General features: G+C 53.7%; 11 protein-coding genes. 1 reads left to right on the plus strand and 10 read right to left on the minus strand.

The window, feature by feature from the left end:
* Positions 1-81: 81 nt before the first annotated feature.
* The 10 genes from G6R38_RS08765 to G6R38_RS08810 all read right to left on the minus strand — a co-directional run bounded on the left by G6R38_RS08765 (position 82) and on the right by G6R38_RS08810 (position 15,725).
* A complete protein-coding gene (locus tag G6R38_RS08765; RefSeq protein WP_166822978.1) occupies positions 82-1,218 on the minus strand; it encodes a tetratricopeptide repeat protein in 1,137 nt (378 codons plus the stop codon).
* Positions 1,166-2,992: a CRTAC1 family protein gene (locus G6R38_RS08770; RefSeq protein ID WP_166822981.1), complete on the minus strand. Its 1,827-nt coding sequence runs from the start codon at positions 2,990-2,992 to the stop codon at positions 1,166-1,168. Before G6R38_RS08770 ends, G6R38_RS08765 begins: the two co-directional genes overlap by 53 nt.
* A 50-nt stretch (positions 2,993-3,042) precedes the next feature.
* Positions 3,043-4,299: a tetratricopeptide repeat protein gene (locus tag G6R38_RS08775; protein ID WP_166822984.1), complete on the minus strand. Its 1,257-nt coding sequence runs from the start codon at positions 4,297-4,299 to the stop codon at positions 3,043-3,045.
* A complete protein-coding gene (locus tag G6R38_RS08780; RefSeq protein WP_166822987.1) occupies positions 4,280-6,073 on the minus strand; it encodes a CRTAC1 family protein in 1,794 nt (597 codons plus the stop codon). The genes G6R38_RS08775 and G6R38_RS08780 overlap by 20 nt, the downstream gene beginning before the upstream one ends.
* Before the next feature lie 44 nt (positions 6,074-6,117).
* Complete coding sequence (locus G6R38_RS08785) at positions 6,118-6,540, minus strand: carboxypeptidase regulatory-like domain-containing protein (RefSeq protein WP_166822991.1); 423 nt, start codon at positions 6,538-6,540, stop codon at positions 6,118-6,120.
* 117 nt (positions 6,541-6,657) lie between these two features.
* Positions 6,658-7,671: a DUF1559 family PulG-like putative transporter gene (locus tag G6R38_RS08790; protein WP_166822994.1), complete on the minus strand. Its 1,014-nt coding sequence runs from the start codon at positions 7,669-7,671 to the stop codon at positions 6,658-6,660.
* Between the two features lie 371 nt (positions 7,672-8,042).
* A complete protein-coding gene (locus G6R38_RS08795; protein WP_166822997.1) occupies positions 8,043-10,286 on the minus strand; it encodes a CRTAC1 family protein in 2,244 nt (747 codons plus the stop codon).
* A gap of 381 nt (positions 10,287-10,667) precedes the next feature.
* Positions 10,668-12,107 (minus strand): cardiolipin synthase, encoded by a 1,440-nt coding sequence (gene cls / locus G6R38_RS08800; protein ID WP_166823000.1) that lies wholly within the window; start codon positions 12,105-12,107, stop codon positions 10,668-10,670.
* A gap of 295 nt (positions 12,108-12,402) precedes the next feature.
* Positions 12,403-13,995 carry a DnaA ATPase domain-containing protein gene (locus G6R38_RS08805; protein WP_166823006.1) on the minus strand — a complete coding sequence of 531 codons (1,593 nt, stop codon included), beginning with the start codon at positions 13,993-13,995 and terminating at the stop codon, positions 12,403-12,405.
* 473 nt (positions 13,996-14,468) lie between these two features.
* Positions 14,469-15,725, minus strand: coding sequence for a glycosyltransferase (locus G6R38_RS08810; protein WP_166823010.1), 1,257 nt, complete (start codon positions 15,723-15,725; stop codon positions 14,469-14,471).
* Between the two features lie 525 nt (positions 15,726-16,250).
* Here G6R38_RS08810 and G6R38_RS08815 point away from each other — a divergent pair.
* Positions 16,251-17,660 (plus strand): sigma 54-interacting transcriptional regulator, encoded by a 1,410-nt coding sequence (locus G6R38_RS08815; RefSeq protein ID WP_166823023.1) that lies wholly within the window; start codon positions 16,251-16,253, stop codon positions 17,658-17,660.
* Positions 17,661-17,696: the final 36 nt, after the last annotated feature.

Consider the following 17,696-nt stretch of genomic DNA (forward strand, 5'->3'; position numbering starts at 1 on the left):
CAACCCATTGCTAGGTGACAGAGAAGTAGTAACGATATGCCACGAAGTGTTGTTCTGAATTCGCGGCTGAGTTTTTGAAGGTTAATCATTTCGAGCCCCTTGTTTCTGGGCTGAGTGAAGTTGCTCGTGAATGCGTGCATGCTTAGCGGCAAGCTTTGGTTGGTCGTTGTTCACATAAGCTCGCGATAGCAAGTAGTGCACTTCTCGATGTTGCGGAGAGGCATCTAAAACTTGCAGTAATGTGTTGATCGCATCGCGTGATCGAGCTTGTGCTAGTTGGATGCGTCCTAGAAGTACGAGGGCTTGCAGATTTGCCGGGTCGGTTTCTAGCACACCTGTGAGTTGTTTCAAGGCTTCGTCGAAATTGCCCTCTAGGAAAAATAGCTGCGCTGCTAGCAAAGGAGCGTCTGCTGATGCTTCGTTCTGCAACTGCTCGTATTCGTTGCGAGCGCGGGATACATCGCCGACTTCAATCAGTCGTTGCACCAACCTAGTACGGTATTGATCGCTCGTGTGAGGTTTGATCGAGATGAGTTTCTCGTAGATGTCAATCAGTTGTAGTCGGTGGCCCCGTCCCTCGTAAATCGACAGCAGCATGTCCCAGGCAAGTGGATCATCTGGGAACTGTTGAGTGAGTTCCTTGCAGACTTGGATGGCGGCATCGTACTTGCCCGCTTGAAATCGCATCATTGCAACGGTTTTGAGGATCTCGTCCCGAGGCTGCTCGTGTTCGATCAAAGAGTCGGCTAACACTAGGCCGAGTTCGGTCTCGTTAGTCTGTGCGCAAATGAGTGTGGAAATGAGTAGATCTTCGGTTTCAAATTCAACGGCAGAGACTCGATCGGCTAAATCGTCGATCGTCTCGCGATCGCTTTTTGAGATTGGATCTTGGGTGATTTGGTGCTCCAAAAGTTGCGCGACGCACCATAAAAGTTCACCAGTCGTCGTTGTGAAGTGCTGCGACCGTCGTTTGGCTCGTCTTACCAGAGAAAGTTGCCGACGCGGTCGCTTCTCCTTAACGGCCTTGGCGAGTGCAGCACGGGCGTCTGGGATGTCAGTTTTTTGTTGGTCCGGTCTGAAGAATAGGGCGAACACCGTCACGGCGGTCAGTGTTGCAGCAACTGCGAGAAACCAAACCCAGCGTCGATGAGGGCGTGGACCGCCTTCATTGTCCTTCGGAACTGGGGAGTTTCTTCCCTCGACCTTCGACGAGCTCATGGGTTTGATTCACAGCGAGTTCAGAGAATTGTTCGTGCCTACCAGTCGGCCAGTGGACCGTTACGGTTGCCGGGGTCTCGTCCGCTCTTGGAAAGAGAATTCGATAGTCTGATGACGACAAGTACCCCGCGCCGCCACGGACCCAGCGAGTCAGAGTTCGTTCATTATACACGATAGAGACTCGTGTTCCGATTGCATCGCGGTTGGACTCTGTTCCGTGGAGTTGAAGCCGAACCCAGTGTTGGTTGGATTTCCGATTCTGGAGCAGTGCGGGCGGCTCATTTTGATGAACGACGACGAGATCGAAATCTCCATCATTATCGAGATCACCCGCTGCGGTCCCGCGAGCGGCACGACGAACACTGAAGTACGGGCCACCGACGTTGCTGATGTTCTCGAAACGCTTCCCATTCTGATTTTGAAGCAGTTGTTGAGGTTGATAATAAGGACTGTTTTTCGATCCGTAGAAGACATGACCGTTGGCGACAAAGAGGTCCTGCCAACCATCTCCGTCAAAGTCACAGAGTGCTGTGCCAAATCCGACCCACAACCGCGAGATTCCCAGGATGCCGAAGCGATCCGCAGCGTTCAGAAAAATGCGATCACCAGCACTGCGGTAGAGCGAATTATCTTGGCCGACAAAGTTGGTATAGAAAAGATCGATTAGGCCGTCACCGTCGACATCGCCGGCTTCGACTCCCATCGACCCCTCGGCCATTCCTGTCGGAGAGAATGCAACACCGGAACGCAACGCTTCGTTCGTGAAGGTCCCGTCTCCATTGCCGAAGTACAAATCATTTTGGTCGACGTCGTTGGCGACAAAAATGTCGGTTCGTCCATCTTGATCGAAGTCGGCCGTGAGGACGCCTAAGCCGCGATGGCTTTCGGTCAGTCCAGCGGTTTCGGCCACGTCCTCGAATGTGCCATCCCCATGATTCTGCCAAAGGGAGTCTCTATCCCCGGGGTATTGACTGGGAGCGCAGGGTTCACGAATCTTGCCGCCATCGGCGGTCGGTTGCGTGCATTCAATGTGGTCTTTGGGAGTCCACTTGCAATACGTGGCTGCATACAGATCAAGGTCGCCGTCCTGATCCATGTCGAGCCAAGCGGCTGCTGTGTACCAGCGATTCCCGACGATCCCGGCTTCCTCTGAGACATCGACAAATTGGGAACCATTCTCGTTGCGAAAGAGGCGGCATTTGCCGTATCCCGTGACTGCAAGGTCCGGGAGCCCGTCATTGTTGTAGTCGCCGACAGCAACACCATGTGTATAGACACGATGTTGCTGATCGCTCTCGTTAAGCCCGACCGACTGAGTCACATCGGTGAACTTCCAATTTCCGTCGTTTCTGAATAACGCTGGTTGCCGACCTTGGACAGTGAGTGGCGGGCCGTTCAACATGCCGCCACCGGTGAAGTACAAATCCAAGTCGCCGTCTTGATCGTAGTCGATCATTCCGACACCGCCGCCAACCGTTTCCAAGAGCGTGTAGAATCCGGCCTCGTTGCCGTCTCGGTAAGCGAAATCGATTCCAGATGAGGCGGTTTTATCTTCGAACCAATCTGTCTCACGTGCCGGCCGAGGTTCCGCACGCTTGTCGAACGTATGGGGAAGTGGTGCGTTGCGAATATCTTCCGCGACGGGCGTTTCCGCGTGAGATGCCGTTTGGACTTTGCGGTCCGAGTCTGGTGTGTTGTCTGGACTGCACCCTGCGACGATGACCATCACCAAACTTACGACATAGGGGCGACGCGCAGGGGAGGAGAGTCGCAAGCAGACGCGACTCGAATGTCTTGACGATGGCTCCATGAAGAAGTCTGCTTTCATTGACCGAAGGATGCGGCGGCTTCGGCAGCGTGATCCCAGAATCTTGCTTCTGGCTCCCAACTCAAGCTGCGATACAGCTTAGCGATTCGTTTTCGGATTTCGATGTCGGCGGGTCGTTGCGATGCTAAATGTTCCAGACGGTTCAGCAGAACTTTCGTATCCAGCAATTCTCGATGCCGATCGATATGCGTCTGAGCTTCTTCCAACTTCCCTTGCCGCGCAAGGATTTTGCCAAGTTGATAATGAACTTTCTCATCGGACGGTGTTAGTTCCAAGACTCTTCGGAGCCGGTCAATCGCGGCATCCAAATCCCCTTGGGCGGCATTCACACGAGCCAAGAGCGACAACGCATCCACATCGTCTGGCCTCTCGGCTAGAACACGATTGGCGACGACGCTGGCCTCATCGAGTCGTCCCTCTAGCTCCAGCAATTTCGCACGAACCATCGGGGCATCGGCACTTATTTGGAGAGACTCCACCTCTAAAGTGTCGAATTCTTTGCGGGCAGCGGCGGTTTCTCCAAGTGTGATCAAAGCTTCCACGCGTTTTAGTTGAAACGGATCGTCAGCCGGATGGTCAGTTCGTTGGATCAATTGACGCAACGCCTCCGCCAACTGCTTCGTCTCCTGGCGATCCTCGTAGACAAATGCCATCACGCGATACGGGCCCGGATCCTCAGGAGCCAATTCGATCAACTCGTGACAATGAGCGAGCACCTCGTCTCTGCGACCCAGTTCATACCGAATCATCGCCGCCAAACGAAGTACCTGCTCACGCTGCGACGAGCGATCGTTTGCTGTGCGTGTCACTGCTTCTGAAATGACTTGGTCCGCAATCGCGTGTTGACCCACGCTGAGGGTGATGAAAGCCATCGTTGCCAAGTCGGGGGTTGGGACCAACGACAAATCAATGCGGTCGACTTGCCCTTCCAAGTTCTCGACCGGGGATTGAATCAAACGAGCGGCAAGCAGCAGCAAGTCCGCGGCATCTTCTTGATTCGATTCTTCTTGGAGAAATTGGCGAAGCTTCTGCTCGGCTTTTTGGGCGGTTTCGAGTCTCGCGGAGGCGTTCGTTCCCGCTTTGATTTCATCGAGCAGAACTCTAGCTTCGTCGAGTTCCGAGGGCGTGGGGTCGGCTTGCGATGCATACCACCATCCGCCCAATACTATTCCAACGACTAGCAGCACTCCCGTTAGAATAACGACCAACTCACGAATCGGATGGCGTTGCGAATCATTGGCTGGTGTCGACATGCTGACCGTCACCCTCAGTGAGCTTGTGCGTTCTCATCGGTTCCAGTTGCCGGAAGACTTCGGTTTGACCACTCGGCCAGTGGACAGTGACATCGACGGGTTGGGGATCCGTTTGCGGGAATAGGATTCGCGGATCGAAATACGAGCAGTATCCCCCGCCTCCCCGCACCCAGCGTGTGAGTGTGCGGCCATCGAACGGTGCAGACACTTCCGCTCCGACGGCATTCGGATTCGATTCCTTCCCTTGAAGAAGGACTCGTACCCAGTGCTTGGCTGGTTGTCGATTCCGCAACATGGCGACCGGATCGTTTTGCTGCACGACGACCAGATCGAGACCGCCATCGTTGTCGAGATCACCGACAGCCGTCCCGCGGATCGAATGCGGTACGCTGAAAAATGGGCCACCTTTCTCGGTGATTTCGGCGAACTGCTGACCCTGTTGATTCTCAAAAAGTTGAGCCGGCTGGTAATAGGGACTATCGAAACGCTCGTAAACGACGTGCCCATTGCCAATGAAAATGTCTTGCCAACCATCGCTGTTTAAGTCGGCTAACGCGGTTCCAAATCCGACCCACCGGCGTGACGTCCCACGGAGACCAATAACATTGGTCACATTCACGTAACTGATTCCCGGAACCTTTTGCAGCAGCGAATTGTCCTGGAAGGCATAATTCGTGTACCAAAGGTCGGCCAAACCGTCGCCATTGAAGTCGCCGACATCGACTCCCATTGACCCTTCGCGTTCGCCGCTATCGGAATAGGCAACTCCTGCGATTTCACCCACGGAACGGAAGGGCAATTCTGGCCCGCCGAGGTAGAGTTGATTTTCCTCGACGTCGTTGACGACGAACAAATCAATCCAGCCGTCATCATCGACGTCAGCACAGACGATTCCCAGGCCGCGATTACGGTCGACAAGCCCAGCCTGTGTACTGATATCTTCGAAAGTTCCATCACCCCGGTTACGCCAAAGGACGTCACGACTTCCCGGAAACTTGGTGGGCCCGCAGACGTCACGCATACCCTGATCGTTCTTGCACTCACGGGTATGATCCGGTTTCCAATCTGCGTAGGTGACGAGATACAGATCTAAATCGCCGTCACGGTCGACATCAGCGAATGCCCCCGTTACTCCCCAGCCGTCGAACTGCAATTTCGATTTGGTGGTGACATCCTCGAACCCTGATCCGGCGTTATTACGGAACAGGCGACAGCCTTGGAAACCGCAGACGAACAGATCGTCCCAGCCGTCGGCGTCAACATCCCCAACGGTACAACCGTGAGAATAAAATGCCGCTTCTGCTAGCCCCATCTGCTCGGTGATGTCAACGAAATTCCAGTCGCCATCGTTGCGGAACAAGGCCGACCGGTGACCACGCGCCTGAATGGGAATTTCTTCGAAATATCCCCCGCCGGTCACGAAGACGTCCAGATCGCCGTCGCGATCGAAGTCGAACAGAGCGACTCCACCACCAACCGATTCCAGCAACTGGTAGTAACCGGCTTCGCTTCCGTCTTGATAGGCGAAGTCGAAACCGGTTGGCTCGACAAGTTCTAACCAATCCGTCGGCTGAGCCGGTGACATTTCCGTAGCACGCGATTGTTGGTGCGGCAACTTTGCGAAGCGAGTTTCTTTCGGCGAGGCCGCCGCTTCATTACGGTTGTCGAGTTTCTGCTCGCTGGTTTCAACGGGGGACGATTCACGACTGCATGACGAACACAACAATGCCGCCAAAATGACGGCACCGCAACGAATCGTGTGTGAGGGGATCATTCGAAATCTCGCCGCCCTCAAGCAACCATTCCAATGATTGAACCTCACGGTTTCTCCACAGTGATCTCAAATTCGTTGCTTCCACTCTCCACTTCTTTCGTGATGTCTGTCGCACCCACTGTTGTGAATTTTTCCGCGACCAAGAAGTCTGTTTTGGCACTGTCTTCGTTCTCACTACCATCTTCCGAGTGGGCACTCAAATCCGCTTGACCGCCCACATCACGGAACCAGACTTTATAGGTTCCAGGGGGCGCGCCGGCTTCATCGTTGCCGATGCCTTCCACGCTGAACGTGCCATCATTGTTAATCCGGGCCTCGGTCTCGTAGGTGCTACTTGTGAAAACAATAGTTCCTTGAGTTAAAGGGGTGCCGTCCGAAAACTTCACGGTCCCGCTTAGTGAAGAGTTGTCACTGCCGCCACATCCCATAAGCAGTGAACAGGCAAAGATGGCCAGCGTCGAAGCCATTGAGGTTTTCATTGTCAATCCCGCGTTTAAATCTATTGGTGGACGATAACTAAAAACGGGCCGCCTTTTCGGGGCGGCCCATGTCATGTGACCGGACGTTCATGTTGTGATTAAGCGTTACGGAAGCTCAAAGGTCGTCCCGTCTGAGCGGTGACCAAGCTGGCGACGAATCAGCTCCGGTACGTTGTCGCTGAGTCCACGGACAGAGCCGTCACCGAGCAAGAAGTGACAGACTCCTGGGTGCCAACTTCCGAAACCGACGTCACGGGCGGGGTCGGCACCGTTGCCGTCATCGTTGGCTCCCTTGCCGAACCGGTGACGAATGTTCCGAGCGACTTGGTATTCACGCCAACTACCGGCCGAGAATGCCCATGAACCATCCGTGTGATTCTCGTTACAACACCGGCCAATTTCATCCGCGCTGATATGCTTCTCCCCGACAATGGCCGTATTGGTCAAGCCATCCGTGATATCACGGAATGCGGCACGGACTTTCCAAGTCTCAGCTTTTCGATTGTCGTTGGAGCAATCAGTCGCTTTGGACACGCGAATGGCACCTTTTTGACGGTTTACATGACTGCCGCTGCAGGGGTCGTAGTGTCCCCACCAGCTGTCTTCGGAGTTGGTGTTGTCATCAACTTCTCGGTAGAGGAATACCACCGCGTAATCCCCAAGCGGGCCACGCTGTGAGCCAGTGTCTTTGGTTCCACTGGCGCGTCGTGACGGACAGAAATAATCAGGGATAGAGCCCATGGCTTCTCTCTCGGAAGCGTTGAGACGGTCCCAGTTCGTTTCCATACTGAGCCCGATCGCCGTTTTGTCAGTGCCGGCATTCGCACCGTTGATAAACGCATCTTGCGCGTTTTGTTGTTCCAGGTAAGGCAGGATCATGACCCAAAACGAGGCGCGTGTGGACGCCAGGGTCAGCGGTGGAAGACCGCCATTGACATCGTGGAAGTTGTGGACAGCCAAGCCAATTTGTTTCAGGTGGTTCTTACATTCTGTTCGACGTGCAGCCTCACGCGCTTGCTGAACTGCCGGAAGCAGTAGAGCAATAAGAATCGCAATAATCGCGATCACCACTAGCAGTTCGATGAGCGTGAACGCACCGCGTTGGTACTTTCGAGGCACAATAGAGTTCCTTAAAACGAGGAAAAGAAGGGTTTCGAGAAGTGAAATTCTGATTTGTGTTGCGGGAAAGAATATTCCGCTTTTCGATAGAATTGGCACCCATGATGCCAGAGATGACCGTAAAGTCAACCGGTTTTGTTTAATCTTCGGGAAATATTTGTGAATTACTTCACCGAAATCCGTAGTCTTGCTGACTGTACTTTTGCGTTGTTGCGAACTCGACTGCCCCAACGATCTATCTTGAGCGGAGCTCACGAGTTTCTAGGTTTTCACTAAGCTTTGTAGCCGCAGTATCAATCGCGACCACCTGGAAACATCGTTTTCATCCGAGATTCCCTCATAAACCGTGGGGGTTGGCGACCTGGCCTTGGTCAGTTCGGATCGCTGCTGACTTTTTCCATGTTGGCATACGGGCGTTTCGCGATTTCCGTAGAATCTTCCGTGACTTCGATGATGTGGTTTACAGGCAGATCTTGAAATCGTTGAGTTTCGCCGGTGGTTGGCCAGAAGATTTCGAGTTGGTCAATCTTCTTCGCGTTGCCGACCCCAAGATGCTGTCGCAGGGGGTTCGCGCCGAAACTTCCACCGCTCCCAACCCAGGCATAGACGGTCCTTGCGTCACTTGTCTCGGTTTCTCGAAAAGTCGCTCGGATTCTCGCACCGATCCCCGACCGATTCGACCGACGACCGATCACACGCACAGATAAAGAGTTATGGCCGAATCCCGGGTTCTGAAATAACACGTTTTGAAAGGCATCGACGGGATAGGCTCCCCCCATTTCCAGCAAGAGGTCTTGATCGCCGTCTTCATCGAAGTCGGCAAACGAAACACCGTGGCCTTTTTGCAGATGTCCGACGCGGGCGGCCGACGTGACATCGGAGAAGCGATTCCCGTTTCGATTGTGGAACAGGCGATTCGGCATAAGTCCGCGAATGTTGGTGTATCCGGTTCCAAGGTAGAAATCCGGGAAACCGTCGTTGTCGAGGTCACCGAAGTTGGCACCCATCGGTTGAGTCACGCTTGTCAGCCCGACTTCACTGGCAATATCGGTTAGCTTTCCGCCGTCATTTCGGTAGAGGGCATCTGGTTCCGATTCGTGTTCTATCCCCAGGTAATCAGCCGCAACATGTTTGATACCAACGAGGTAACTCGACACGAAGAGATCCAGTCGACCGTCTTGGTTGTAGTCCCAGAACCACGCGGGAAAGCTGTGGATGGGCCCCGTGACACCCATTTCGAGTGCCACATCTTTGAACGTGCCATCCCGTTGATTCCGATACAGACGATTCTCTTCTCCCAGATTAGAGACATACAGATCGGGGAACCGGTCTGAGTCGAAGTCGCCCCAAACAACGGCCTTCGCATACCGATTGTTCTCGACACCTGCCGCCGCAGCGATGTTACGGAACGTCCCATCCCCTTGGTTTTCAAATAGTTGCGACGCAGCGGTTTCGTTGCCGATGTACAAATCGAGATCGCCATCGTTATCGAAATCGGCCCATGCCCCGGTTTGGGTGGCGAAGTGCTGATCTCCGAAACCAACTTCAAATGAGACATCGCGGAAATTGCCGTCACCGTCGTTTTGCAGGAGCGAATTCGGATATTGCCCAGCATCACCCAACCACGCTCCTCGCAATACCAAGACGTCGACATCACCGTCGTTGTCATAGTCTGCTTGCACGAGATTGAGTCCACCAAACAGCCCTTTGAGCCCGGATTGTTCAGTCGTGTCCTCGAAACCTCCGTTTCCATCGTTGCGGAACAATCGAAGTTGCCCCGACGGTGCCCAATCCGACACCATCCAGTCCAGGTCGCCGTCGCCGTCGAGATCGTCAACCAGCGAGCCGCCACAGCAACCCAGCGTATCGACCTTCAATTCCTTGGCGATATTCTGAAAAACGGGGAAATCCTCATCGGATTCGAATCGTTCAGCTGGAATCAAATAAGCGGTCGGAACTCCATCCGGATGTTCACCGAGCGTCATCGCTGCGACATTCAAGAGCCACTTCGCTGTGAGACTGTCTGGTTGGCGATCAAGTAGCTCAATCAGGTAGGCCTTGGCTTTCTCACTGCCATCCTTTTGACGATGGATTCCTTCGTCGCGTATCGGGAAAATGCAGCTTTCACCAGTTTCGCAATGGATACAGTTCTGCGTTTCGGCAAGCCGCAACCAAGCAACTGCAAGATCGATGTAGAACAGTTCGATCTGTTCCTCGGACATCTTCGGTTCGACGTATTCCAGCAGTCGCTTGGCGGCTTCCAAATTCGCAACCGCTTCTTCGGTATCGCCAAGTTGCAACTCTTGAGGTGCGAGCAGCCAAAGAGCTTCGAATTGCCGAAGGTCGGTTTGGTTCGTCTCGGACTTGCCTAGCTGCTTCCGCATCGCATCAACATGTTGCGTTGCAAAGTACTCGTTCGATTTGCGGGACTCGAAGCGAATCCGGGATAACTCCCAGACCATTCGCTCATGCGAGTCCTTAGGGCGAAGGTCTTTCGATGACGACGAGGTTGCGGTCGAGTCTTCGTCGCCAGTGGAGCATCCGCAATGCAGGAACACCCCGAGACAGCCGAAAACCAGAACAACCGAACGGAGCGCATTAGGTTGAAATCTCATCACATCATGCTACGACAGCCACATGACAAGTGGAAGAGATTTCGAGGGAAAATTCCTCGCCGAGTTCACTCTCAATCGTGGCAGCCGAATTGTAGTTATTTGGGAGCAGGCGGTCTGGGGAGACTCAACGCACTCAGACTGGAACCTGTGACCAAGTTCGGCTCGGCTTCTATTCAGCGGTGTGAGATGTTGACCTAGTGGCCATTCTTGCATTCATTGGGATGCTGCCAACGAACCCCTTTCGTCGATTCCATCTAGAAGTGCTAGCTTCGAAGTCGAGACTCACTTGTCTTCAAATTCGACTCTCGTCCAATTTGATCACTAGTGGCAATCCTTGCATTGCCCGCCGTTCTGGACGTTGCTAGGTCTTGCAACTTGCGGTTAAAGAATCGGCCCTAAGACGGCGAGTGTGTTGTTCCAGAGTCGTCGCGAGTAAGTCCACGAAATGACCGAATCCAACGAAATAAGTTGAGATTGATTGATGTATGATTGCTGTCGTTCTCGCATGGCTTCGGTCAGTTGAGAATCGCAAAGCAGGATGTTGTTCTCATAGTTGAGTTCGAAACTGCGACGATCCATGTTCGCGGAGCCGATCAGTGTAACTTCTCCATCTAATGTCAAAGACTTAGTGTGGAGAAGTCCCCCCTGATATTCGTGAATCACAACGCCCGCTTCGAGCAGTTCCGCGTAGTAGCTACGACTTGCACCGGCGACCACCCAGGAGTCATTCCGTGCCGGAAAGATCATCGTCGTCTTCACCCCACGATAGGCGGCCGAACAGATTGCGTTCTGAATTGAGTCATTCGGTATGTAATACGGGGTTGAAATGACGAGTTCTTTCTGGGCGGAATAGCACAATGCTTCGAAGGTTTCGGACATCGCTGAGTATCGACTCGTCGGGCCGGTGCCGATCACCTGGGCTGGAATTCCAGGCTCGGGAGCAACAAGAGGTTCACGTAACAGATCGTGCATCGAGTCATCGGTGTAAGTCATCCAGTCGCTAGCAAACAGTTGCAAGTTTTGTCGGGCAATCGGACCTTCAAATCGCATCACGGCGTCTACCCAAGGAGCGTACTTCGCCTTGACTAGAAATTCCGGGTCGGCACAGTTTTGACTTCCACAGTACGTGGTGTGGCCATCAATGACTAATGTTTTGCGATGATTTCTCAGGTCGATGCGACCGATTAAAGTGCGTAGAAAGGGATTGCCAATTGGCAATGCGATCGCCAATCGCACGCCAGCGTCTTGCATGGATTGCCAGTGTTCGGAGCGAATCATGGCACGCGAGCCTAGATTGTCGACCATCGCCCGACACACAACTCCACGACTAGCGGCTCGTTTGAGAGCTTCTACAATTTTGGTGCCATTGTTGTCGGCTAGCCAGATATAGAACAACAAGTGAACGTGCTCAGTCGCGGCATCAATGTCTGCGACCATCGAGTCAATTGTCGTGTTAGAGTCTTTCATCAACGTTGCTGAGTTTCCGCCGACCGGCTTGAAACCGCTAATTGATTCACCTAACCGAAACAGCGGCTGGTATTTCGAGGGAATCGATGGAGAGAGATTAGTTTCCTCACTAGCATCGATGGGAGGTGCTTCCGGCATGTCGGCTAGGACTTGGCGAAGTCTCTCGGAACGGCGGCGACCTATATTAGTTTCGCCGAACAGCAGATAACCAAGTATCCCCAGGAACGGGACGAAACCAATTACCGCGATCCATGCAATGCGTGATGCCGGATCACGGTGCGGTTTGAGCATGACCCGAATGACTAAAACGAGTTCCACCAACAAGTGAACAACGACACCAGTTGTCAATTCCATATCTTGTCAATCTTGTTAGTTCTTGGTTCAAACGCAGTGACCGGGATGGAATCTCGACCTGCACCACTTCCGAGAACAAGGCTCGAAAATCGAATTGCGATGCATTTTCGGCGGGGAGTATTTGTGTCGGATGTGCGTGGGCAGGACAGTTGTGGGTTCGCTTGCGTGAACACACATCTCTTCTTAAGAGGAATGCTAGACGTCTATCGGTAACAGGGCGTCGGCGACTCCATTGCTTGAACTCTTGCTTTCGTCCTTGTGTTTTGTTCACGCAGCGAGAAACAAAAAGCAACGCCTAGCCGGCTCGCAGTTGCTTTTCGAGGGTATCAAGGATTTGGCCGACACTCCAAGACTCATGAGCAACAGGCAGGTTTTCGGATTGATCGAGCCAGCCGACGACTCGTTTCTCCGCCGATATCACAGTGCTGTGATTGCGTCCGCCGAAGAAATCACCGATCTCGCTGTAAGCCGCTTGTGTGTGCTTGCGGGCAAGGAACATTGCTAGCATTCGTGGGCCGGTCAACGAACGTTTTCGACCGGCCGATCGTAGGTCTGCTCCGGTCAGATTGAAGAACTTTGCAACGGCGGCTTCGATGTCGGCCAGACTGACGACTTGGGTGCAGTCACGCTCCAAGTCAGCCAATGCCGTTCGAGCAAAAGCCAAAGAACACGTTTGGCCGGGATTCATCCGCCCGTGCGTGGCTAGAATGTTGATAGCCCCTTGACCTTCGCGGACATTCTGGAAGCGATTCGCAATCCATTCGAGTGTCGGCGGGGTGATTTTTAGATTGAGTTGTTGGGCTTGGCGACTTAGGATTTTTTCCCGAGCGGAAGCATCCGGCGTGTCCATTTTGCAAAGCAGTCCCGCGACGCATCGTGAAACGAGTTCATCACTCAACTTGGTGAGCAGATGCGGATGCCGGTCGGCCGTGAGCACGATTTGCTTGCCTTGCGAGGTGAGTTGCTGAAACGTGTGCAACAACTCCTCTGCGATTCCTTTCTTACCGTCGAAGAAATCGAAGTCATCCAGCAATAGAAGATCGACGCCGCGAAAGCGTTGCCGAAATCCGGGTGTGCTACGGTTCCGCAGCGCAGTTGTAAAGTAATTCGTGAACGCTTCGGATGTCAGAAACAGCGTTCTTGCTCTTGGACGAGTTCGCTTGAACTCACGAGCAATGCCCTCGAGCAGATGCGTCTTTCCGACACCAACACCACCGTAGAAAATCACGGGGTTGCAGGCCGTTCCCGGTCGTTCGCAGACTTCACGAGCCGCTGTAAACGCCAGCATGTTAGCAGGGCAGCTGATGAAATCACTCAACGACGCGAATCGCCGAACACGTTGAGTTGCTGGATCGGCGTCGGTTTCTGAGTTGTCTCGGTCATCGGTCGCGGTTGCCTCAGGGGCAGCGACTGCCAGTGGAGTTGGTTTCGGTTGCGCCGTTTCCTTGGGCTCGGTCGAAACCACGTTCGCCGCCGATGCCGACGCCAACGTGAAGCGTGTTTCACCGGCTGGCCCGAGAATATCACGAACGGTCTGAACGATGACCGCGCGAAAATCCCGTTGAACCCAGCGAAGCAGGAACGGACTTACCGCGCTGACGGTGACGACTGTTCCGCTTACGGCTAACTTCGCACCGGCTTTGAAGCAACGGTTGTAGCTTCGCGGCCCTAGGCGTTGTGCCAACTCGTGTTGTAGTTGTTCGACGACGTTCTCCGCCGACGGAATTTCCGCCGGAGAAGATTTCTGTTCGCCATCGTCATGCTCACAGTGCAAGCGAATGTCTTCGCTTGGATCCGAATCGGCCGATGCAGGTTCGCGATCGGATGGATTCGATACTGGCGCACGCGACGACAGTTCGTCTTGTTGTTGTCCCGGATCGGGCAGCATCTTGCGACCCCTAACGCCCCGACTCAACTGGCTTGGTTCGCGCAATGCTTGCGCACAACGAACCGACGGTTTCTACGAAACCGTGAAGGAAAGCCCGATTCAGCGGGGATGCTGCGTTTATCTGAAAGGACGAGAAGGTGAACCGTTTGTGAATTTTTTTGTCTCATCCGATGAAGAAGTTTCTTCGGCGGATTTGATGTTCGGGCCACTGTCAACTCTTTTTCTCTGGCGAGAGGCACCAGGCCGAGAAAGAAGGTTTCCGTGTGACCGATTGAACAATTCGCGACAAATTATGAACGGTTGATGAACTTCGCGTCTGACTCACTCATGTGACTGATAGTAGCCGACAGAGAAGGGGTGTCAAACAACAAATCGTTCGATTCCAACTTCCCAAGGGGGCCGTCTCGCTGAAGGTCCGTTTTCTCTTGAAGATGAGCCCAGGTAGGAGATGGTGACTTTTTCAGATAGGCAGGTCACGGCAGTGGATTATCGTGAACAACCTGTCGATGACGACTTGATTCCAATTCCCCTTCAGTTGACTGATGATGGTGTTGGGCGGGTTCGGTGACCTTGGGGAACTGTGGATTTTCCGTCGAGGCTTCGGTGGGCTGAACGGAGTTCACGCTCGGCGTGTCGAGACCGGCAGTCGTGGGTCGAAACACCAGGAACCGACAAAGTAGGAAGTTCGACGCGGTTCCCGCAATCACTCCCAACAACGCAGCCCGCAAAGGGTGCGTCGCGAAATACGCGGTCGCTAAACAAAGACTGCTCCGTGTGGCCCAGTTGATCAGCCCACCGAATAAGCAGCTCGCGCAGAATTCCGCGTACTGCTTCAACCAAGGTTTTCGCTCGGTGTTCCGAAACGTGATGGATCGGTTCAGGATGTAATTCCATGTCATCGCGATCCAAATGGCCAAGACGGCCGCCATCGGTACCGTCAGCCAGTTCAGCAGTACCTGGAACATGGACAAATCGACAACAACGCCAGTCAGGCCAACGCAGCCGAATAACAACAACCAATTCCAATTCGGAAATCGGAATTCATACAGCTTCCGCAGATGCCGCAAGTAATTGATCTGCTCACGCAAGTTGAGTTTGCTCTCTCCCTGCGTTCGGTCAGCAAAATGAATTGGAACTTCCACAACCGCTCGGCAGCCACATTTGACGATCAATTCCAGCCCGATCTTCCAGCCAATTGGATCGAGCGGGGCGGATTGCTCGAACGTCTCTCGCCGTAATGCGAAGAAACCGGCCATGGGGTCTTGAACAGCCGTCAGTGGGCGAGCCAAGAGCGTCGCGATTTTGGAGTTCAGCCACCGAAAAAGACCCCAAGCGGCGTCGGTTCCGCCACCAGGGACATATCGGCTGCCAACAACGAAGTCGGCAATGGGGGCCGTGCCGCTAACGGCGTGATACAGTTCGGGAATGGCTTCGGGGGGGTGAGACAGGTCGGCGTCCATACACAGCAGCACATCACCACGGGCCACCTTCATCCCTGCAACCACCGCACTGGCGAGACCTCGCTCTTCGGTTCGCACGATGAGCCGGATGGGAAAATCCACCGCCAACTCCTTGCAGACCATCGGTGTGTCGTCAGGGCTGTTGTCATCGACGATCAGTATCTCGGCGTGAATGCCTGCGGATTTCGTGGCCTGATCAATCCGAGAGACTAACTCTGGCAGATTGGCGGCTTCCTGGTACGTAGGAACGACAACCGTGAGATCGCACATGAGCGGCCTGCGTGTTTCCAAAAGTTAGCGCCACTCCCGTTCAGCGCAAGAAAACTGCAACATCACTCAACCATGTCCCTTAAACGTGAAAATTAATTTTCCAAGGGACATCGAAAAGCGAGCACGTGACGAATCTTGTTGCATTGAAATGAATTCCGTCACGTGTATTCAGTATAGGCAAATGGGATGCCGTAATCACTCAGAGCGTTACAACCGGGAAAATCCCGTTTTTTATACTAGATTGCCTATTTTCCGCTTGCGAGTGGTAGAACAGGCGGCCATGATGATTTCGCCTTGGCAACAGGGCGATACAAACTGAGTCCGACCGGTTTCAGTAGTGTAATCCAACGGGGACACTCCCCTTTCTCGTGTTGCGGGCTAGAGAAATGGATTCACCTATCTAATTCGGTCCAGAACTTGCCTTAGACGACAGAAGCCACACTCTCTCTCAACTTCATCGAGTACCTCCCCTCGATGATTTCGTGGCGTTGGAGTCACTACCTGCCGTGAAGGAAACGCCGACTTATGACGTCTTCCCCAGTCATACTGACCCGCGACCCTGCCCTAGCCAATCGAACTCTAACTTGGCTAGCAACGGATTTTTCCGTCGCCGCGACGATCGCCGAAGACACCGAAACCGCGAGCCAATTGCTAATGCGATCGCCCTGTGCGACCGTGTTTCTCGACACCCGTGCCGGAGAATTTGCGAGCGAAGCCGCGACGTTTCTTCGAGGTGTTATTGATGGAGAACTTGCCGCTCTCAATCTGGTGACGATCGGATCGAACGCCTACCCAATTGAATTGGTAGGTGTTGTTGATCTGCTCACACAGTTGCATCTCAATCATGAGAACTGCTGGAACGACGAAGACGTTCAAAATCGGCTTCGAGAAATCTTAAACACCCCACACGCTCGTCCCGTGCCACGACGGTTTACCGTGGATGCTGGGTCGGTCGCCATCTCGACGTACACGCCGTCTTTGTTTCCGGTGTTGGAGAACGTGAGTCGGGTGAGTCAGCACAACGTTACGTTGTTGATCGTCGGCGCTACCGGGACCGGCAAAACGACGTTGGCGAAGTTCATCCACATGCTTTCGCCGCGGCGAGACCGCCCCTTCCAAACGCTCGCCTGTGGAGCACTGCCGGGCGATTTGATCGAAAGCGAACTCTTCGGCCATTCACGCGGTGCATTCACGGGTGCGGATCGCAACAAAATTGGTCGATTTCAAGCTGCCGGAACTGGCACGTTGTTGTTGGACGAAATCGATGTTCTTGATCCGAAACAGCAAGCCAAGTTGCTCCGAGTGATTGAAACCGGCGAATACGAAATGGTCGGGTCGACTGAGACCAAGCATTCCGATGCCCGGTTGATCGTCGCATCGAACGTGAATTTGGAATCTCTCACGCAGAACTCCCAATTCCGTGCCGACCTTTACTACCGGTTAAACGTCCTGGAATTCCCGCTGCCCTGTCTGAAAGATCGGCCGCTGGACATCATCCCGATGGTGCAGGCATTCGTCACGGAGTTTTGCGAACAGCACGACATCGTTATCAACACGATTCATGAAGACTTCATCGACGCGGTCAAACGGTACCCATGGCCCGGAAACATTCGGGAACTCAAGAACCATATTCGTCGGGCGGTGTTGCTTTGCGAAACGGACATGCTGACCGTCAACGATCTTTCGCCAGTTATCATTCGCGCACAGTTCGCTGAACCGGAATGCGAAACGCCAACGGGAGCGCGAAAACCGAATGGCTGGAGCCTGTCGGACCGTGTTGCCCAAAGTGAACGCGAAATGCTGATCGAAGCACTGCGTGCCCACAACGACAACCGCACCGCCACCGCAAAATCACTCGGCCTGAGCCGCGTGGGACTCTACAAAAAACTCAGACGCTTCGGATTGGTCAAGAAGTCCGCGACAAGCGCGAAATAGATGGTAGTTCCCTGTTTGAAATCGCAGATCATAGTT

The organism is Thalassoroseus pseudoceratinae, from assembly GCF_011634775.1.
Classification (GTDB): domain Bacteria; phylum Planctomycetota; class Planctomycetia; order Planctomycetales; family Planctomycetaceae; genus Thalassoroseus; species Thalassoroseus pseudoceratinae.

What these genes read in the sequence shown, in the direction of transcription:
- G6R38_RS08795 (WP_166822997.1), bottom strand. Translation starts at nt 10,286, where the DNA reads ATGAGATTTCAACCTAATGCGCTCCGTTCGGTTGTTCTGGTTTTCGGC.
- G6R38_RS08815 (WP_166823023.1), top strand. Translation starts at nt 16,251, where the DNA reads ATGACGTCTTCCCCAGTCATACTGACCCGCGACCCTGCCCTAGCCAAT.
- G6R38_RS08775 (WP_166822984.1), bottom strand. Translation starts at nt 4,299, where the DNA reads ATGTCGACACCAGCCAATGATTCGCAACGCCATCCGATTCGTGAGTTG.
- G6R38_RS08765 (WP_166822978.1), bottom strand. Translation starts at nt 1,218, where the DNA reads ATGAGCTCGTCGAAGGTCGAGGGAAGAAACTCCCCAGTTCCGAAGGAC.
- G6R38_RS08810 (WP_166823010.1), bottom strand. Translation starts at nt 15,725, where the DNA reads ATGTGCGATCTCACGGTTGTCGTTCCTACGTACCAGGAAGCCGCCAAT.
- G6R38_RS08805 (WP_166823006.1), bottom strand. Translation starts at nt 13,995, where the DNA reads ATGCTGCCCGATCCGGGACAACAACAAGACGAACTGTCGTCGCGTGCG.
- cls (WP_166823000.1), bottom strand. Translation starts at nt 12,107, where the DNA reads ATGGAATTGACAACTGGTGTCGTTGTTCACTTGTTGGTGGAACTCGTT.
- G6R38_RS08785 (WP_166822991.1), bottom strand. Translation starts at nt 6,540, where the DNA reads ATGGCTTCGACGCTGGCCATCTTTGCCTGTTCACTGCTTATGGGATGT.
- G6R38_RS08780 (WP_166822987.1), bottom strand. Translation starts at nt 6,073, where the DNA reads ATGATCCCCTCACACACGATTCGTTGCGGTGCCGTCATTTTGGCGGCA.